Source organism: Winogradskyella sp. SYSU M77433, from assembly GCF_029911945.1.
GTDB lineage: Bacteria > Bacteroidota > Bacteroidia > Flavobacteriales > Flavobacteriaceae > Winogradskyella.
The window spans coordinates 117,736-135,814 of sequence record NZ_JARYTG010000002.1 but is presented as its reverse complement, the minus strand read 5'-3'; the positions used below and the strand labels follow the sequence as shown (position 1 = coordinate 135,814).

Annotated in this window: 20 protein-coding genes; 13 read left to right on the top strand and 7 right to left on the bottom strand. The window is 34.0% G+C overall.

The genetic code is table 11. The annotated features are described in order from the left end of the window. A complete protein-coding gene (locus QGM60_RS03885) occupies positions 1–1,305 on the bottom strand; it encodes an FAD/NAD(P)-binding oxidoreductase (protein WP_281138943.1) in 1,305 nt (434 codons plus the stop codon). Positions 1,306–1,449: 144 nt separating this feature from the next. On the opposite strand from QGM60_RS03885, the gene QGM60_RS03880 reads away from it, so the two are divergent. From QGM60_RS03880 to QGM60_RS03830, 11 genes are all read left to right on the top strand, one after another. Next, on the top strand, positions 1,450–2,403 hold the full coding sequence (locus QGM60_RS03880) for a glycoside hydrolase (RefSeq protein ID WP_281138942.1): 954 nt from the start codon (positions 1,450–1,452) through the stop codon (positions 2,401–2,403). A gap of 26 nt (positions 2,404–2,429) precedes the next feature. Further along, on the top strand, positions 2,430–3,122 hold the full coding sequence (locus QGM60_RS03875; protein WP_281138941.1) for an NUDIX domain-containing protein: 693 nt from the start codon (positions 2,430–2,432) through the stop codon (positions 3,120–3,122). Between the two features lie 64 nt (positions 3,123–3,186). Next, positions 3,187–4,023, top strand: coding sequence for a ribose-phosphate diphosphokinase (gene prs / locus QGM60_RS03870; RefSeq protein WP_281138940.1), 837 nt, complete (start codon positions 3,187–3,189; stop codon positions 4,021–4,023). Beyond that, entirely contained in the window at positions 4,020–4,532 is a 513-nt protein-coding gene (locus QGM60_RS03865) for an O-acetyl-ADP-ribose deacetylase (protein WP_281138939.1), read from the top strand. Before prs ends, QGM60_RS03865 begins: the two co-directional genes overlap by 4 nt. Then, positions 4,529–5,164 carry a DUF4291 domain-containing protein gene (locus QGM60_RS03860; protein ID WP_281138938.1) on the top strand — a complete coding sequence of 212 codons (636 nt, stop codon included), beginning with the start codon at positions 4,529–4,531 and terminating at the stop codon, positions 5,162–5,164. Before QGM60_RS03865 ends, QGM60_RS03860 begins: the two co-directional genes overlap by 4 nt. Positions 5,165–5,248: 84 nt before the next feature. Next, a complete protein-coding gene (locus tag QGM60_RS03855; protein WP_281138937.1) occupies positions 5,249–5,800 on the top strand; it encodes a 2OG-Fe(II) oxygenase in 552 nt (183 codons plus the stop codon). A 2-nt stretch (positions 5,801–5,802) separates the two neighbouring features. Continuing rightward, positions 5,803–6,402 (top strand): macro domain-containing protein, encoded by a 600-nt coding sequence (locus tag QGM60_RS03850; RefSeq protein WP_281138936.1) that lies wholly within the window; start codon positions 5,803–5,805, stop codon positions 6,400–6,402. Next, on the top strand, positions 6,390–7,175 hold the full coding sequence (locus tag QGM60_RS03845) for a metallophosphoesterase family protein (RefSeq protein ID WP_281138935.1): 786 nt from the start codon (positions 6,390–6,392) through the stop codon (positions 7,173–7,175). The genes QGM60_RS03850 and QGM60_RS03845 overlap by 13 nt, the downstream gene beginning before the upstream one ends. Positions 7,176–7,177: 2 nt before the next feature. After that, positions 7,178–7,726: an NADAR family protein gene (locus tag QGM60_RS03840; protein WP_281138934.1), complete on the top strand. Its 549-nt coding sequence runs from the start codon at positions 7,178–7,180 to the stop codon at positions 7,724–7,726. 3 nt (positions 7,727–7,729) lie between these two features. Further along, positions 7,730–8,152 carry a nucleoside 2-deoxyribosyltransferase domain-containing protein gene (locus QGM60_RS03835; RefSeq protein WP_281138933.1) on the top strand — a complete coding sequence of 141 codons (423 nt, stop codon included), beginning with the start codon at positions 7,730–7,732 and terminating at the stop codon, positions 8,150–8,152. An 84-nt stretch (positions 8,153–8,236) separates the two neighbouring features. Continuing rightward, positions 8,237–9,688, top strand: a complete 1,452-nt coding sequence (locus QGM60_RS03830) for a nicotinate phosphoribosyltransferase (protein WP_281138932.1) — start codon at positions 8,237–8,239, stop codon at positions 9,686–9,688. Between the two features lie 17 nt (positions 9,689–9,705). On the opposite strand, the gene QGM60_RS03825 is transcribed toward QGM60_RS03830, so the two are convergent. From QGM60_RS03825 to QGM60_RS03800, 6 genes are all read right to left on the bottom strand, one after another. Further along, positions 9,706–10,602, bottom strand: coding sequence for a sterol desaturase family protein (locus QGM60_RS03825; RefSeq protein WP_281138931.1), 897 nt, complete (start codon positions 10,600–10,602; stop codon positions 9,706–9,708). A gap of 36 nt (positions 10,603–10,638) precedes the next feature. Further along, positions 10,639–11,607, bottom strand: coding sequence for an arsenosugar biosynthesis arsenite methyltransferase ArsM (arsM, locus tag QGM60_RS03820; RefSeq protein ID WP_281138930.1), 969 nt, complete (start codon positions 11,605–11,607; stop codon positions 10,639–10,641). 82 nt (positions 11,608–11,689) lie between these two features. After that, entirely contained in the window at positions 11,690–12,502 is an 813-nt protein-coding gene (locus tag QGM60_RS03815) for a purine-nucleoside phosphorylase (RefSeq protein WP_281138929.1), read from the bottom strand. Next, positions 12,495–13,124 carry a TIGR04282 family arsenosugar biosynthesis glycosyltransferase gene (locus QGM60_RS03810; RefSeq protein WP_281138928.1) on the bottom strand — a complete coding sequence of 210 codons (630 nt, stop codon included), beginning with the start codon at positions 13,122–13,124 and terminating at the stop codon, positions 12,495–12,497. Before QGM60_RS03810 ends, QGM60_RS03815 begins: the two co-directional genes overlap by 8 nt. 18 nt (positions 13,125–13,142) lie before the next feature. Beyond that, positions 13,143–14,198, bottom strand: a complete 1,056-nt coding sequence (arsS, locus tag QGM60_RS03805; RefSeq protein WP_281138927.1) for an arsenosugar biosynthesis radical SAM (seleno)protein ArsS — start codon at positions 14,196–14,198, stop codon at positions 13,143–13,145. Between the two features lie 77 nt (positions 14,199–14,275). Next, the gene (locus tag QGM60_RS03800) at positions 14,276–14,611 is read right to left on the bottom strand and encodes an arsenosugar biosynthesis-associated peroxidase-like protein (RefSeq protein ID WP_281138926.1); all 336 of its coding nucleotides are present in this window, start codon (positions 14,609–14,611) and stop codon (positions 14,276–14,278) included. Positions 14,612–14,868: 257 nt separating this feature from the next. Here QGM60_RS03800 and QGM60_RS03795 point away from each other — a divergent pair, with 257 nt between their 5' ends. Further along, on the top strand, positions 14,869–15,396 hold the full coding sequence (locus QGM60_RS03795) for an inorganic diphosphatase (protein ID WP_281138925.1): 528 nt from the start codon (positions 14,869–14,871) through the stop codon (positions 15,394–15,396). A gap of 130 nt (positions 15,397–15,526) precedes the next feature. Further along, complete coding sequence (locus QGM60_RS03790; RefSeq protein WP_281138924.1) at positions 15,527–17,980, top strand: sodium-translocating pyrophosphatase; 2,454 nt, start codon at positions 15,527–15,529, stop codon at positions 17,978–17,980. Positions 17,981–18,079: the final 99 nt, after the last annotated feature.

Sequence of the window (18,079 nt, the reverse complement as noted above, 5' to 3'; positions counted from 1 at the left end):
TTAGTTAGTTTGTAAGATGTTATTATAGCTTGCTTTTATCTCGTTTTCAAATCGCTTGTAGAATTCTGGATCAAAATTGGCTGCTTCCAAATGATTAATCACATAGTCTAGATCACGTTTTTCGGTGAGCCATTTATCAAAAACGTCGTGACGTAGTCTAATACCAAAGGTATTGATGCCTAAAAATTGATTTGTGTCTCTGTGATAAGCTATAGTCATACATTTGGTGTCGTCTTGATGTTTCCAATGAAAATGAGCTTCGTATTCTGGTTTGTCTTTTTTGCCATGAACCCAACCGTAAGTTTGATATTCGATATCTAAAAATTTTGCGCTGTTAAACCAATGTCCTGGTTTGTATTCCGTTTTATTGCCACAAATGGTTTGCGCTAAAGTTTCGCCCATCATGCGACCTGTATACCAAACCGCTTCAATTGGTCTGCGATTACCGATCGCTTCACGCTGTTCGGCACAATCACCAATTGCATACACATCTTTAATGTTGGTTTCTAAAAAATGATTTACCAAAACACCTTTATTGGTTTCAATTTTACTTTCTTTTAAAAATGAAATATTAGGCGAAACACCTGCAGTTAAGCCTACAAAATCACAAGGAATTTCTTCACCAGTATCTTCAATTACAACAGATTTTACTTTTCCGTTGTCATCAGAAATGATTTCTTTCAAATTAGTTGAAAGTCTTAAATCGATATGATGATTTTTAATGTGTCTATTTATCATTTGGCTTTCGCCTTCTGGTAAAACGCTATTCCAAAAACTACTTTCTCGTACCAAAAATGTTACCGGAATATTTCTAGAATTAAACATTTCTGCCAATTCAATACCAATCAATCCGCCACCAACAATGACGGCGCGTTTACAGACTTTGTTGTTCGGTGCATAGATTTCAAGGTTTTCTAAATCTTGTTTGCTGTATAAGCCTTGCACGCCTTTTAGGTCTTCACCTGGCCAACCAAATTTGTTAGGTTTACTACCTGTTGCGATCACTAATTTGTCATAACTCATTTGGTCGCCTTCTGCAAAATGAAGCGTTTTATTATCAGTATCAATACTGTTGACGTAACCTTTTTTTAAGTCGATATTATTTTTCTTCCAAAACCAATTTTCGTAAGGTTGCGTGTGCTCAAACTTCATGTGTCCCATGTAGACATACATTAGCGCAGTGCGCGAAAAAAAATAATCACTTTCAGCAGAAATGATTGTGATTTTTTTATCCGATAATTTTCTAATATGTCGTGCTAAGGTAACTCCCGAAATCCCGTTACCAATAATAACAACGTGCTCCATATTTTGGTTTTAGTTAGGCTTTAAGTCGAAGGTTTTGTTAAAACCTTAATCCTTTTTTCAAGTTTGTTTAAATTTATAGATAAAATAAGACTTATGCGATTTGTTCTTAGGATTTCTATATTGCTTTTGTGTTGTAGTTGTAGTATGACCTCACCCAAAAGTGAGAAAATAAACGGTGTAAGTTTTGTGGCAGCAAGGGAAGTTGTGGATAGCTCACATGTAGAACCAGTAGTCAAAGTGAATGCGAATTATGCTGCTATTATGCCGTTTGGGTTTATTAAAAATCTTGAACACCCAGAAATTATTCACAACACAGACAGACAATGGTTTGGTGAAACCAGAGCAGGAGCAGAGCAATACATTTCTGAATTACGAAAAGCAGACATTAAGGTAATGATTAAACCTCAGATTTGGGTTTGGGGAGGCGAATTTACTGGTGAGATTATGATGACAACCGAAGAAGATTGGAAAGCTTTAGAGGATGCTTACTCAAGCTTCATTTTAGAATATGCAGATATGGCAGAAAAGGTGAATGCTGAAATTTTCTGTATTGGAACCGAATTAGAGTTATTTGTGAAATTTAGACCAGAGTATTGGTCTCAACTCATTGAAAAAATTAAGACAGTCTATAAAGGAAAACTAACCTATGCTGCCAATTGGAATGAGTTTGCTAAAACACCGTTTTGGGACCAACTAGATTATATAGGTATTGACGCTTATTTTCCACTTAGCGATAAAAAAACACCAAGCTATGAAGATTGTTTAGAAGGCTGGAAGTCTCATAAACCCATTATTGAAAAACTTTCTAAGCAACAAGACCGACCAATTTTGTTTACAGAATATGGTTATAGAAGTGTAGATTATTCTGGTAGACAACCTTGGGTGTCAGATCATACCATGAGAGATGTAAATCTTGAAGCACAAGTAAATACCACAAAAGCCTTATTTGATACTTTTTGGCACGAGGATTGGTTTGCAGGTGGTTTTGTCTGGAAATGGTTTATTATGCACGACGAAGTTGGTGGACATGACAATCCTATGTTTACACCGCAGAATAAACCTGTAGAAGAAGTTCTGAGAGAATATTATAAGAATTAGTATTTTTGTGTATTAACTACACAAAAATGGCACTCATACAAAATATAAAAATTGCAGTAGATGCAGTGGTTTTTGGTTACGAATCCAAAAAATCCTTATCCGTTTTATTGATTAAAAGAGGAGTAGAACCCTTTAAAGATACTTGGGCTTTACCAGGAGGATTGGTTTTAGAAGAGGAGTCTTTGGAAGCAGCAGTTAAAAGAGAGCTCAAGGAAGAAACAGGTGTCACCATTGATTATTTGGAACAGCTGTACACTTTTGGTGAGCCTAAACGAGACCCTAGAAATCGAGTAGTAGCCGTAAGCTATTTTGCTTTGGTAAAACCACATCATTTTAAAATTGAGGCTAGTACAGATGCTGTTGAAGCACAATGGTTCACCTTAGATAAATTACCAAAATTAGCATTCGACCACAAGAAAATTTTAGAGATGGCTAAAGAGCGTCTAAAAGCTAAGCTAACCTATCAACCTATTGGGTTTGATTTGTTAAACAAAGAATTTCCGTTTTCAGATCTTGAACATTTATATACTTCCATTTTAGAAAAAGACATTGATAGACGTAACTTCAGAAAGAAAATCTTAAGCTTCGATATTCTAGAAGAAACAGATAAAATAAGCCAAAAGGGAAGTGGTAGACCAGCTAAACTTTTCAAATTTAATCAAAAGAAATACAACGCACTTTTAAAAGAAGGTTTCCATTTCGAAATTAAGTTTGTGTAAAAAAAACACAAATAATTTTGTAACTGAATAAATTTAATCTAAATTTGTGTAAAAATAACACAAAATGTATTTAAATTTAGATACTCAATTTCAGCCTTTTCAACCAGAAAATAATATTCAATTTGAGGTTTTTACCTTTTCTGGAGGTGAGCCTCATATTAAGATTTTAACTGACGTTTCTAATCAAGCAGAAGTTACCATCACAACAAGAATTCAATCCTTTAATGATTTTGGATTGTTACTCTTATGTGTAGATGCATTAAGACGGTATGGTGTTGAAAAACTAAATGTATTCATACCTTATTTTCCGGCAGCAAGGCAAGATCGAGTTATGGTAAAAGGAGAACCGTTATCGGTAAAAGTTTATGCTGATTTATTAAACCAATTGAATTTAAATAAAATTACAATTTATGATCCACATTCTGAAGTTACGCCAGCCGTTCTAAATAACTGTGAGGTAATTACTAACCATTCCTTTATCCAGAAAGTCGTGTCTAATTTGGACAAGGATATTTTGTTAATCTCACCAGATGGAGGAGCGTTAAAAAAGATTTATAAAGTATCTGAATTTTTAGGAGGAATATCAGTAATAGAATGTTCAAAAAAGCGAAATGTCAAAAACGGACAATTGGAAGGTTTTAGAGTTTATGAAGATGATCTACAAGGCAAAGATTGTTTAATTGTAGATGATATATGTGATGGAGGTGGCACTTTTATCGGCTTGGCTAAAGAACTGAAAAAGCATAATGCTGGCAATTTGTATTTAGCTGTAAGTCATGGTATTTTTAGTAAAGGTCTTGAGGAACTTAATCAATATTTCACAAAGATTTTTACTGCCGATAGTTTTAAAACAATAGATGAAGGTGTAGAACAAATAAGATTAAAGGAATTGATAAAATGAAAATTAGTCTTATCAAAGGAGATATCACTAAAATAAAAGTAGATGCAGTAGTCAATGCGGCTAACTCTTCCTTGTTAGGTGGTGGTGGAGTGGATGGAGCTATTCATCGTGCTGGAGGAACAATGATATTAGAAGAATGTCGAGATATTAGAAATCGTCAAGGTAAATGTAAAACAGGTGAAGCTGTAATTACTACTGCTGGAAATTTACAAGCTAAAAAAGTAATTCATACTGTAGGTCCTGTATACAATGGAGGCAATCGTCTTGAAAAGGAAAAACAGCTTTTGGCAGATTGTTATATTAATAGTTTAAAACTTGCAGAAACTAATGAATTAAAGACAATAGCTTTTCCAAACATAAGTACAGGGATTTATAGGTTTCCAAAATCAGTTGCAGCAGACATTGCGATTAAGTCGGTCTTAAATTATAAAAGAGAAACAATTGAAGAAGTGATTTTTGTGTGTTTTGATGATGAAAACTATCAGCTTTATAAAGAAAAATTAAAATGAAACTTAAAATAAAATTATATAACAAACAAATAGAAAAGTGGCCACAACAAGGTCATCATATCATGGCGCAATATGATAATCAGAAGATTATTGTATACCAATCATACAGACCAGAAATAGGTGATTTTGCGGTGCAAAACCAATATTTTGGCGGGGCTTTTAGCCAGGATAGAATGACTTGGATTAAACCAAATTTTCTTTGGATGGTGTACCGTAACGGCTGGGCAACAAAAGTTGGGCAAGAAGTCGTTTTAGCTATTCACTTAAAACGAGAAGCCTTTGAGCGCTATCTCAAGCAAGCGGTTTATTCGAGTTATCAATCTGATTTGTATGTGTCTAGAGAAGAATGGCAAAAAAAGGTAAAGAGTTCATCGATTCGCTTACAATGGGATCCAGATCACAATCCCTATGGAGCCAAACTAGAACGTCGAGCGATCCAAATTGGCATAAGAGGAAAGGAAGCTGTAAACTATGCAAAAGATGATATTTTAGAAATAGAAGACATCACACCTTTTGTAAAAGAGCAATACCAATTTGTTTTAAATAAGCAATTGGATCAATTAATGATTCCAGAGGAGTATCCTCTTGTATTTAATGATGAAGTGTTGAATAAAAATTTAAGATTACAATGAAAACAAAAATACACTCAGCATTATTTGGTTTAGCGGTAGGGGATGCTTTAGGTGTTCTTGTTAAATTTATAATTTTTGATTAAGATGAATAAAATACAATTAGATGCACAAATATTTATAATTGAAGACTTTCTAACGTTAAAAGAATGTTCAGATTATATAGAAAAATCTGAGTTACAAAGTTTCGAAGAGGCTAAAGTAAATATGGGAGGTACTCAAGTAATGCTAAAAGGAGTTCGTAATAATGACAGACTATTGTTTTTTGATGAAAACTTAGCAGAAACCTTATGGTCAAAAATAGAACCATTTGTACCGAGTAAAATAGGCTCTAGTGAAGCTATTGGTCTTAATGAAATGTTTAGAATTTATAGATATAATGCAGGCCAACGTTTCAAAATGCATAGAGATGGTAGCTATGAGCGTAATGAAACCGAATTTAGTATTTTGTCATTTTTAATTTATTTGAATGATGATTATGAAGGTGGTGAAACAGAATTCAGAAAAATAATCACCATAAAACCAAAAACAGGAATGGCATTAGTGTTTCATCATCCTTTGCGACACGAAGGAAAAGAAATAATATCAGGAACAAAGTATGTGTTAAGAACAGATATTATGTATAAGTTAGAGAAATGATTATGGAAATAAAATTAGTTTACATAGATAATTTCTTAGGAGAAGCTTGGGAAAAGGCATTTTCAGGAATAGACAATGTTTATATAATAAATGAAGATATTACAAAGGTAAAATCTGATGCTATTGTAAGTCCAGCTAATTCATTTGGCTTTATGGATGGTAGCTTAGATTATGTGCTATCCGAACATTTTGGTTGGCATATACAAGAGAAGCTACAAGAGAAAATTAAAAATTCTGATCTTGGCGAATTGCTGGTTGGTACATCTATGGTGCTAGAAACTGGAAATTCTGAAATTCCATATTTAATATCTGCACCAACTATGAGAGTTCCTATGAACTTTAATATTGCGACATCAATCAATGCGTATTTGGCTATGAAAGCAATTTTAATCGCGTGCAAAAACCACGATGATATTAATTCTGTTAGTATTCCAGGACTATGTACAGGTTGTGGCAGAATGCCTTATCATATTGCTGCAGAACAAATGTTTTTGGCATATGAAGAAGTTGTTTTAGGTAAAAAAAGAGATTTCAAAGAGTTTGGGGACGCACAAAGATTTCAAATAAAATTAAATGAGAATAGTTTAATATGGCATCATTAAATACATCAACATTTGCTATAGGCGACATACACGGAGGCTTAAAAGCCTTACAACAATTGTTAGAGCGTTTAGACTATTCCGATAAGGATTCATTTATTTTTTTAGGAGATTATGTCGATGGTTGGAGCGAATCTGCTCAGGTTATTCAGTATTTAATTGAGTTTTCTAATTCCTATGATTGTATTTTTATTAAAGGTAATCATGATGCTTGGGCAGAACAATGGTTAAGAACTGGAGATGTAAATCAGGTTTGGTATTTGCATGGCGGAAAAGAAACCATGGAAAGCTATAAGAACTTTACTGAAGACGAAAAATTAGAACATCTCAATTTTTTCGAAACCATGAAAATGTTTCATATCGATGAAGAAAACAGACTCTTTCTTCATGCTGGTTTTACCTCTATGCATGGCGTTTTAAAAGAAGTTAATCAAGAGACTTTTTATTATGATCGTACACTTTGGGAAATGGCTTTAACCATGGATAAACGTATTCATAAAGATTCCGTCTTATATCCAAATAGATTAAAGCATTACAACGAAATTTATATAGGTCATACACCAACAATAAACTTTAAAGAAAATCAACCTATGAATGCCATAAACGTTTGGAATGTAGATACAGGTGCAGCATTTACAGGGAAATTGTCAGCTATAAATATTGATACAAAGGAAGTCTTTCAGAGTGATGAGGTAATGACTTTTTATCCTGAGGAAACAGGTAGAAACAACATATCTTATAAAAACCGAATAATCAATTTTAAACGACGATTATAGAAATGAAGTACACAAGAGAAAATACAATTCAAAGGTATAACTCAGGTGAGAATTTAAAGTTTTTGTTTTTCTGGGGACACCAACCTAGTAAAGATGGCTCAATTATAAGTAGTTGTTTTAGTCAATGGTGGGAATCCGACTTCAATGTTTCTGATATAACATATAAAACAGCAGAACATTATATGATGGCTGAGAAAGCGAGATTATTTGAGGACGAAAAAACATTAAAAGAGATTCTACTATCAAATAATCCACATGAAGCTAAAATGTTAGGAAGAAAAGTAGCCAATTTTGATAATGAACTTTGGGAAAAGTTTAAGTATGAGTTCGTAAAGCAAGGTAATTATCATAAGTTTTCTCAAAATAAAAAATTAAAAGAGTATCTACTTACAACTTCAAATAGAGTTTTAGTAGAGGCAAGTCCAGTCGATCGTATTTGGGGAATAGGATTGGCTAAAAATGATGAGAAAGCACAGAATCCAAATCTTTGGAGAGGAGATAACTTATTGGGGTTTGCTTTAATGGAGGTACGAGATTTGTTAATTTCTTAAATAATGGTTTATACAGCTTTCAGTCCCTTACCGTCAAAAGAAAAAGAAAATTCATATTACTTTTTAGCGGGAAGTATTGACTTTAAAGAGTCAAATCCTTGGAGAGAAAGTTTGTGCAAAAACTCAAATGAATTCATTCATTTTTTTGATCCAACAAGACCAGATCATAATCTTTTAAAAGATAAAGAAATGAAGCAGCATATCAATTGGGAGTTAGATGCTTTAGAACTGGCGGATAAAATTTTATTAAATTTTTTATCAGAAGCAAAATCACCAATCTCTTTGGTTGAACTAGGGTTATACTCAAAATCAGGTAAACTTGTAGTAATTTGTCCGTACGATTTTTATCAATATAGGTATGTAGAAACTCTTTGCGAGAAGTATGATATACCTCTATTTCAAAAGCTCGAGCAAGTTAAATTTTAATTTTGTGTATTTTTTACACAAAATAATTGTTTTCTAGTATAATTCATTTTATATTTGTGTAATAATTACGCAAATTAATATATTATGAACCCATTATTATTCACAGACGGTTATAAAGTAGACCATCGCAGACAATATCCAGAGCAAACAACTTTAGTGTATTCTAATTGGACACCTCGCAAAAGTAGAATAGAAGGAATAGAAGAGGTCGTATTTTTTGGGTTGCAATACTTCATCAAAAAATATATGATTGAAGCGTTTACTAAAGATTTTTTCAGTCAACCAAAAGATATAGTTTGTCAGAAATATCAAAGACGTATCAATAATTATTTAGACGAAAATAAAGTAGGTATAAAACATATCGAGGACCTACACGACTTAGGATATTTACCTATGGTTGTAAAAGCATTGCCAGAAGGTGTTTCTGTACCAATTCGAGTACCAATGCTTACCATGTACAATACAAAACCAGAGTTTTTTTGGCTAACTAATTATTTTGAAACTTTATTATCTACAACACTTTGGTTGCCATGTAACTCGGCTACTATCGCAAAACAGTATCGTAAAATTTTAGATACCTATGCAGAAGAAACGTCAACAATACCAGAATTTGTAGATTGGCAAGGTCATGACTTTTCAATGCGAGGTATGGGAGGTTTGGAAGCTGCTATCATATCTTCAGCAGGACATTTATTGAGTTTTACGGGAACGGACACAATTCCATCAATTGATTTTTTTGAAGACTATTACAATGCGAATTCCGATACAGAATTAATTGGTGGATCTGTTGCAGCAACAGAACATTCTGTTATGTGTATGGGAACCAATGAAGGTGAGGAAGAAACCTTCAAGCGTTTAATTACAGATATTTATCCTAACGGTATTGTGTCGATAGTTTCAGATACTTGGGATTTATGGAAAGTCTTGACAGAGTATCTTCCAAATCTAAAGAATGAAGTCCTAAGTCGAGAAGGAAAAGTCGTCATCAGACCAGACTCTGGAGATCCAGCTGATATCATTTGTGGTAATCCAAACGGAAAAACAGAAGCTGAACAGAAAGGAGTTATTCAACTACTTTGGGAAATTTTTGGTGGTAAAACCAACCAGAAAGGGTACAAAGAATTAGATAGTCATATTGGAGCTATTTACGGAGATAGTATCACTCTAGAAAGAGCCAAGGATATTTGTGAACGTCTAAAACAAAAGGGTTTTGCGTCTACTAACGTGGTGTTGGGTATTGGTTCATTTACGTATCAATATAACACCAGAGATACGTTTGGTTTTGCCATGAAAGCAACTTACGGTGAAGTTAATGGAGTTGGAAGAGAAATTTACAAAGATCCTATAACAGATGACGGTACCAAAAAATCTGCTAAAGGCTTAATTAAAATTGAAAAAACTGAAGGTCGCTACATCATGAAAGATCAAGTATCTTGGGAAGAAGAACAGCAAGGTGAACTTAAGGAAGTCTTTAAAGGTGGTAAGCTGTTGATAAATGATACGTTACAAGACATTAGAAATCGAGTAAAGTTGTAATTAACAATCCTAGTGCGTTAGGTGTTGTTCTTTTTATGAAAAGCAGGATACAATTCCTGACTCACAAAATCCTTTGGAAAATTTTCATCACCTTCAAAACCTAGTTCAATATCTCTACCACTATATGGAATATAATCGGTTTTAAAGATGTAATCCCAAAGGCTTAAAGTAATTCCGTAGTTTACACCATACCTAGCATGTTTAGGAAGTTCTTTGGCATGATGCCAAATATGCATTTTAGGATTGTTAAAAATATATTTTAGTATACCATAATCCCAACCTAAGTTAGCATGGTTTAAGTGACCAATTGTAATATTAAAAAAATGAACGATAGCCACATCTTGAGCATCAAAACCGCCAATGATAGCGATTGGAATATAAAGTAAAGATTTATACATCACAGGTTCCATCCAATGGTAACGTAGGTGGGCAGCAAATCCCATTTGTTTTACACTATGATGCACTTTGTGGAAATTCCAAAGCCAATCTACGCGGTGTAACAAGCGATGTGTATTCCATTGTACAAAATCAGCCACTAAAAAGAAGATAAATAAGCCCAGCCATTTCGGTAGATTGTCAACATCAAAGAGTTCAAAATCTTTAACAGATAAGCCTATTGTGGCCAGAATATCATTAAAAAATTCGGATACAGTATTAGAAAGCGCGATGAAAACAATTAAGTTCAGCAAAAAGAAATTGAAGAACATATAGAAAGTGTCTAACCAAAAGTCTTTTCTAAAAATAGGTTGGTTTTTTCGCCAAGGGAAAATCAATTCCAGTATCCAAACTAGTAATGAAATTGCAATTAAACCATAGAAATAATTATCCCAATGATTAATATCTATGAGTTCAAATTTTAGATAGTTCCAATATCCAGAATACGAATTTTTAATAATGTCTAAATACTTTTCCAAAATGTCAACATTTAATTGTCGAATAAAAGTTGGTTTCTAACAACAACCTCCACCATCATAATGAAAGGTAGATTCACTAATAAAAATATCATCTCTACCCAAACCAGCAAGTGCACCAGCAGTTTTGTCGCAAACAGCTAAAGGCTGATTTTTTAATAATACATGTCCTGCTTTATCATCAAAATAATCATCTTCTCCGTAATAAATGGCTGCTTTTCCTGTAAAAATACAAGGTCCGTCAGCAGGCATAGGATCTTTTATGGCTGCTACTTCAATAGATTCTATGTAGATTAATTCATCTGTTGGGTAATGCTTCGGATCTAAAATTCGGTAGGGTTTACGTGCTCTAATTTCAATAGTTCCAAATCCAGCATCTGTTAGAGTTTTTACATAGTCAGCAATTGGTAAACTGCCACTTAAGCAAAGTGCTCTTAAGCGTTCGTCGTTTCGTAAGTCATCGTTCATAGGCTGCTCGCAAGTAGGATCACTCATAACTAAACGTCCATGAGGTTTTAACACACGATACATTTCTGCAATGGCTTTCTTTAAATCGTCAGCTTTAAAGATATTGAACAAACAATTTTGAGCTGCGACATCAATGCTATTATCTTCAACCGGAAGATGCATTGCATCACCTTTTTTAAGATCAACAAATTCTGATTTAAACCAATCATTTTGCTCTTCTGCAATTTTGAAATTTTTACGAGAAGCCTCTAACATTTCATCTACAACATCCACACCAATAACTCCTCCTTTTTGTCTGCTGAAATAAGCAAACTGAAGTAGCTCCATGCCACCACCAACACCAACATAAAGTGTTTTTGGATTGTTGGTTAAATCACGGGCATGCACCGTTGAGCCACAACCGTAGTTCATCTCTTGCATAATCCTTGGAATCTTCAAACCAGGTAACTCCCAAATAGGATTTGTTGTACAACATAGCCCAACATCTGGTGTTAATGCTGCTTCTTTATATATGTCTTTTGTGGTTTCTAGGTAACTCATATTTTAGTCTGCGGTAAAAAGTCATCAGAAAACAGTAAAAGTAAGACTGGAAACTGCTTACTAAGGACTGTTAACTTATTTATTAAAGTGTTTTAATTAATTCCTTAAATAACGTAATCATATCAGGTTCTGCTTTGTTTGCCATCGCAATGATGTCCGAAATATTCACAGGTTCTAAGTTGTCAGGGTCACATTCGTCTGTTAATACCGAAACGGCAGCAGCTTTTAGGTTGAGATGATTAGCTACAATAATTTCTGGTACAGTACTCATTCCAACGGCATCTGCTCCAATAATTTTTAGCATTCTGTATTCGGCACGTGTTTCAAGTTGAGGCCCAACAACCGAAGCATACACACCTTTGTGTAATGTAATGTTGTGTTCTGAAGCTATATTTTCAAATTTTGAAATAATTTCTGCATCATAAGGAGCACTCATATCTGCAAAACGCTCTCCTAATTCAGAAACTCCCTTAAACGCCAAAGGTGAACCTCCTTGTAGATTAATATGATCATCAATAAGCATTAATTCGCCTTTTTTGAAATCTAGATTAACAGCACCAGCAGCATTAGAAACTAAGAGTGTTTTAATACCTAGTTTTTCCATTATTCTCACAGGAAAAGTGACATCCTGAAACGTGTAACCTTCATAAATATGAAAACGGCCTTGCATTACTACGACTTTTTTTCCGCTAAGGGTGCCATAAATAAGCTTGCCTTTGTGAAACTCTACGGTTGCCGTTGGGAAATTAGGTATGTGGTTATAGCTCGCCTCAGCTTCTATTTCTATCTCATTGATGAGTTGTCCTAAGCCAGTTCCTAAAATAATACCGACTTCGGGTTTATCAAACCCCTTATGTTTTAAATATTCTGTACTCTCTTCTATAAATTTAATCATTGAGTTGTTGAATTTTTTCTTGTAGTTTTTTGTTGTTTTTATAAAAGTCTGAAGCTATTAAGTCTTCGTAAGTATCAATATCGTTCAAAACGTCTAAAATACCAACTGAAATATTAAGATTGTGTAACTCTTGTAACGTTGTCTTTAAAAGTGAAGGTTGGCTCCATGGCTTGTTAAGGAAAATGTCTTCAATCAAACTAGACATACCCACCAAATAATACCCACCATCTTCAGCCGGACCGAAAACAACCTCATTATTATCTAAAGTTTCTATGCCTATTTTAATATGATCTGCATTGATTTCTGGTAAATCTGAACCAATCAAAACGATTTTTTTATATCCAGCTTCAAAACCATTTTTAAAAGCATTGAGCATGCGTTCGCCTAAATCTTCACCTTTTTGAGTTGTTTTAAAATCATTTTTCCATTTGTTATCTATAACAGTATCTGAAAAATAGATGTGTTTATCATAACCTAGAGTTTCTGTAGCATTTTTGGTAATCTTTACTAGTTCTTTATAAACTTCAAAGGCACCATGATCTCCAATGGTTTTGGCTAATCGGGTTTTTACTTTACCTAATTTTATATTCTTTACAAAAACGATTACGAGTGCTTCTGTCATCATATTCCTTTTTTGAGCCTAAGCAACTGTTCCTTGGCAACTGCTACCTGCACCAGCCGTACAACCATAACAGTGCTGGGAAATCACAATATCTCTGCCTTCTAAAATCTCTTCGTTGTATTCCGAAATGTGCTTAATTTTACTATTTACAGGAAGTTCTAACATTTGATTAAAATCGCAATCGTATAAATAGCCATTCCAACTTACGGAAAGTGTGTTGGTACACATCACATTGGCAACAGCAACTGGGTTATAAGCCTCTACTAACTGATACATATAGTCTTCGTAATTTTCAGAAGCAATTAAATAATCTAAAAATCGACTAATAGGAAGGTTAGTAATGGCAAATAAGTTTTGAAAATGAATACCAAAATCTTCTAGCAATGCTTTTTTGAAATCCTTTTCCATAGAAGCTTGGTTACTTGGTAAAAATGCACCAGATGGATTGTAAACTAAATCTAATTTTAATGAACTTTCTGGCATGCCATAACCAACAGCATTGAGTTCTTGTAAAGCTTGAATGGATTTATCAAAAACACCATCACCACGTTGTTTGTCAGTTTTTCCGCGTGTCCAATGTGGCATAGAGCTTACTACATGGACATTATGTTTTTTGAAGAACTCAGGTAAATCAAGATATTTTTTGTTGGCTCTAATGATGGTAAGATTAGAACGAACAATAAAATCCTTAATGCCTGCTTTAGCAGCTTCCTCAACAAACCATCTAAAATTAGGGTTCATTTCAGGAGCTCCGCCTGTTAAGTCTAAAGTATGTGCTCCAGTATTTTTTATAACATCCAAACATTGTAGCATGGTCTCTTTTGTCATTATTTCTGTTCTGTCAGGACCAGCATCGACATGGCAATGATCGCATACTTGATTACACATGTATCCAACATTAATTTGAAGGATTTCAAGTTTTTTGGTTTTTAACGGAAATTGATTGGTCTCAGCAATTTTATCTTTGAACTTAGGAAGTTCACCATTTTGAAATATTCCGTTAGAAAGAATTTCTAGCTGTCTGTTACTTTTTGCTAAATCGCTATTGCGTTTATGTAAAGATTTGGTAATCATTAATAATGTTTTGCTCTCTTGCGTTACAATTCAGATTAATATGGATGGTTTCCGTTAGGATAAATCAAAAGGAAATTTTATCCATCTAATTTATTCACTTTATTCATCATCTGCACACCATGAACCAAAGATGCTCCACCTCGTATTGCTCCGGCAACATGAAGGGCTTCCATCATTTCTTCTTTAGTAATACCTCTTTGTAGTCCATCTCCAGTATAAGCGTCAATACAATAGGGACATTGAATAGTATGTGCAACTGCAAGAGCGATTAATGATTTTTCTCTTTCAGAAAGTGCACCTTCTTTAAAAACAGAATTATAATAATCAAAAAATTTGCTGCCGAGCTCTTCGTTCCAATCAGAGATTTTTCCAAATTTTCTTAAATCTGCAGGATCATAATATGTTTTAGACATAATAGTATTTTATTTTTGTACGAAAAATCAATATAAGGCTTTTGTCGAGATTAAATCAAAATGATTACAATGAAATTTTAAGAACACTAAAAATTTAAAGCAGGTATTAATGAAACCAAAACAATTTTAGTGTAATAAAATAAATATATCAAATTTGCACACTTATATGGAGATTACATTGTAATAAAAGAAACAATAAACTATCTTTGCAAACGCTTATAAATTCGATATTTATAGCAATAAAAATAAAATTAAATATGTCAGAAACACAAGAATTGACCTTTGATGTCCTAATTGAAATACCTAAAGGAAGTCGTAATAAATATGAGTATGATTTTACTCTAAATAAAATCAGATTTGATCGTATGTTGTTTTCTTCAATGATGTACCCTGGGGATTACGGATTCATACCAGAAACATTAGCTTTAGATAGTGACCCTTTAGATGTTTTGGTTTTAGGTCATCAACCAACTTATCCTATGGTAGTTATGGAAGTAAGACCTATTGGTGTTTTCCATATGACAGATGAAAAAGGACCAGATGAAAAGATTATTTGTGTACCGGTTTCAGACCCAATTTGGAGTAATAATAAAGATATAAGTGATTTAAATCCTCATAGATTGAAGGAGATAGAACATTTCTTTCAGGTATATAAAGATTTAGAGAAAAAGAAAGTTGATACAGGTGGATGGGGAGATGCTGCTGAAGCAAGAAAAATCTACCATGAGTGTGTGCAACGTTATGATGAAAGTGATCATAAAAAGAAGCGTACATTTACGATTTAGATATCTAAATTTTTTAGCTTAAAAATTAACACAAAAGCAATATCAAGCAATTGATATTGCTTTTTTCGTAAAATATAATTGGTTTTACTACATTTACCCAACTAAAAACTTATCAAATAAATAATCTATTATGGAATCAAACATAATTTATGTACCAATGGTATTAGCGATTGTAGGACTAGTGTTTATGTTCGTTAAAATGTCTTGGGTAAAAAAACAACCTGCAGGTGATGAGAAAATGCAAGGTATTTCTAAATCTATTAAAGAAGGAGCGTTAGCATTTCTGGCTGCTGAATACCGACTACTTCTAATATTTGTTATAATGGCAGCTGTAGCTTTAGGAATAGTGTCGTATTTGGTGCCGACCACACACTGGATAATCATCGTGGCTTTTGTCTTTGGAGCAGTTTTTTCTGGTTTGGCAGGAAATATAGGTATGCGAATAGCAACTGATGCCAATGCCAGAACCGCAGAGGCGGCTAAAACAAGTTTGCCTCACGCTTTAAAAGTGTCTTTTGGTGGTGGTACTGTTATGGGACTTGGTGTAGCAGGATTAGCAGTTTTGGGTATTAGCTTATTCTTTTTTGTTTTTCTTAAAATGTTTGTAACTGGGGAAAGTTCTTTTTATGAAGAAATGACTATTGCTCTTGAAGCCTTAGCAGGTTTTTCATTAGGTGCTGAATGTATAGCATTATTTGCCAGAGTTGGAGGTGGAATCTACACAAAAGCGGCTGATGTAGGCGCTGATTTGGTAGGTAAGGTAGAAGCTGGTATACCAGAAGATGATCCACGTAACCCAGCAACTATTGCTGATAATGTTGGAGATAATGTTGGTGATGTTGCAGGTATGGGAGCAGATTTATTCGGGTCTTATGTAGCTACAGTATTAGCAGCTATGGTACTTGGTAACTATGTTATAAGAGACATGTCTACAGGTGCACCTTTTACTGATGCATTTAATAATATGGGGCCAATTCTTTTGCCACTAGTAATAGCTGGTGTAGGAGTTTTAGCTTCGATTTTAGGAACGTTCTTAGTGCGTATTTCTAGTAATGATGCTAAGGAATCAGTAGTTCAGAGAGCTTTGGATACTGGTAACTGGGTTTCAATAGGAATCACTTGGGTAGCTTCATGGTTTCTAATTCGTTGGATGTTACCAATGACTATGGAAATGAACTTTTTCGGTGAGGGATTAAAAACAATTCCTTCTAGACATGTATTTTATGCTGCCACCATAGGCTTGGCTGTTGGTGCTTTAATTTCTATGGTTACGGCTTACTACACAAGTTTAGGTAAAACACCTGTTTTAAAAATCGTTAAGAATTCATCTACAGGTGCTGCTACAAATATTATATCTGGTTTGGCTGTTGGTATGAAATCGACATTCTTATCTGTAATTCTTTTTGCAGTAGCAATTTGGAGTGCTTATGTTTTAGCAGGATTCTATGGTGTAGCTTTAGCGGCTTCAGCAATGATGGCAACAACAGCAATGCAGTTGGCTATTGATGCATTTGGTCCTATTGCAGATAATGCTGGTGGTGTGGCTGAAATGAGTGAATTAGAACCACATGTTCGTGAACGTACAGATATTTTAGATTCAGTTGGTAACACAACTGCGGCAGTAGGTAAAGGTTTTGCAATTGCTTCTGCAGCATTAACAGCATTAGCTTTATTTGCGGCTTATGTTACATTTACAGGTATTGATGGTATAAACATATTCAAAGCTCCTGTGTTAGCAGCACTATTTATTGGTGGTATGATTCCTGTAATCTTTTCAGCTTTAGCTATGGAATCTGTTGGTAAAGCAGCAGGACAAATGGTTGAAGAAGTAAGAAGACAGTTTAGAGAAATACCAGGAATTATGGAAGGTACAGGTATTCCAGAATATGGTAAATGTGTTGATATTTCAACAAAGGCAGCTTTAAAAGAAATGATTATACCAGGTCTTATCACTATAGTAACTCCTGTAGTAATGGGAATTGGAACAGCAATCGTGAACGATAATTTTTTACTTGGTGCAGAAGTACTAGGTGGATATATGGCAGGAGTTTGTGTGAGTGGTGTAATGTGGGCAATCTTCCAAAATAATGCTGGTGGTGCATGGGATAATGCTAAAAAATCATTTGAAGCAGGTGTGGAAATTAATGGAAAAACGTATTACAAGCATAAAGATGATAATCCTTCACCTCCTCATCAAGCAGCCGTAACAGGTGATACTGTTGGTGATCCATTTAAGGATACTTCAGGACCTTCTATGAATATTTTAATTAAGTTAACATGTTTAGTAGGTTTAGTTATTGCTCCTATTTTAGGAAATCATGATGCTGAAGAAGGTTTGGCTATGACAGATGCTAAAATTACTAAAGAAGTTACTGTAGAGATTAATGATAACAGTGAAGCAGAAAGTGCTGTTGGTATTATTAAAAGTTCGACTACCAAAAATGGTGTTACAACTATTGAAGAAAGAAAAGTTGAAGGTACACTTGATGAAGTGAAATCTCAAATAGATGCTTTAAATGAAGAGAATGGTCATGCAGAAGTAAAGGTTAAAAAAGTAATTGAGAAAGTTGAAAAGACAAAATAGTTTGCAACTATAATTATTAGTATTTAAAAGCCTCATATGATTTATGAGGCTTTTTTATTTTTAAGGGTAGGGTTTTCAGTGTATTGACTGTTTTATTAA

What these genes read in the sequence shown, in the direction of transcription:
- QGM60_RS03830 (WP_281138932.1), top strand. Translation starts at nt 8,237, where the DNA reads ATGAACCCATTATTATTCACAGACGGTTATAAAGTAGACCATCGCAGA.
- QGM60_RS03885 (WP_281138943.1), bottom strand. Translation starts at nt 1,305, where the DNA reads ATGGAGCACGTTGTTATTATTGGTAACGGGATTTCGGGAGTTACCTTA.
- QGM60_RS03880 (WP_281138942.1), top strand. Translation starts at nt 1,450, where the DNA reads ATGACCTCACCCAAAAGTGAGAAAATAAACGGTGTAAGTTTTGTGGCA.
- QGM60_RS03835 (WP_281138933.1), top strand. Translation starts at nt 7,730, where the DNA reads ATGGTTTATACAGCTTTCAGTCCCTTACCGTCAAAAGAAAAAGAAAAT.
- QGM60_RS03855 (WP_281138937.1), top strand. Translation starts at nt 5,249, where the DNA reads ATGAATAAAATACAATTAGATGCACAAATATTTATAATTGAAGACTTT.
- QGM60_RS03815 (WP_281138929.1), bottom strand. Translation starts at nt 12,502, where the DNA reads ATGATTAAATTTATAGAAGAGAGTACAGAATATTTAAAACATAAGGGG.
- arsS (WP_281138927.1), bottom strand. Translation starts at nt 14,198, where the DNA reads ATGATTACCAAATCTTTACATAAACGCAATAGCGATTTAGCAAAAAGT.
- QGM60_RS03840 (WP_281138934.1), top strand. Translation starts at nt 7,178, where the DNA reads ATGAAGTACACAAGAGAAAATACAATTCAAAGGTATAACTCAGGTGAG.
- QGM60_RS03810 (WP_281138928.1), bottom strand. Translation starts at nt 13,124, where the DNA reads ATGACAGAAGCACTCGTAATCGTTTTTGTAAAGAATATAAAATTAGGT.
- QGM60_RS03790 (WP_281138924.1), top strand. Translation starts at nt 15,527, where the DNA reads ATGGAATCAAACATAATTTATGTACCAATGGTATTAGCGATTGTAGGA.
- QGM60_RS03795 (WP_281138925.1), top strand. Translation starts at nt 14,869, where the DNA reads ATGTCAGAAACACAAGAATTGACCTTTGATGTCCTAATTGAAATACCT.
- QGM60_RS03800 (WP_281138926.1), bottom strand. Translation starts at nt 14,611, where the DNA reads ATGTCTAAAACATATTATGATCCTGCAGATTTAAGAAAATTTGGAAAA.
- arsM (WP_281138930.1), bottom strand. Translation starts at nt 11,607, where the DNA reads ATGAGTTACCTAGAAACCACAAAAGACATATATAAAGAAGCAGCATTA.
- prs (WP_281138940.1), top strand. Translation starts at nt 3,187, where the DNA reads ATGTATTTAAATTTAGATACTCAATTTCAGCCTTTTCAACCAGAAAAT.
- QGM60_RS03850 (WP_281138936.1), top strand. Translation starts at nt 5,803, where the DNA reads ATGGAAATAAAATTAGTTTACATAGATAATTTCTTAGGAGAAGCTTGG.
- QGM60_RS03860 (WP_281138938.1), top strand. Translation starts at nt 4,529, where the DNA reads ATGAAACTTAAAATAAAATTATATAACAAACAAATAGAAAAGTGGCCA.
- QGM60_RS03845 (WP_281138935.1), top strand. Translation starts at nt 6,390, where the DNA reads ATGGCATCATTAAATACATCAACATTTGCTATAGGCGACATACACGGA.
- QGM60_RS03875 (WP_281138941.1), top strand. Translation starts at nt 2,430, where the DNA reads ATGGCACTCATACAAAATATAAAAATTGCAGTAGATGCAGTGGTTTTT.
- QGM60_RS03865 (WP_281138939.1), top strand. Translation starts at nt 4,020, where the DNA reads ATGAAAATTAGTCTTATCAAAGGAGATATCACTAAAATAAAAGTAGAT.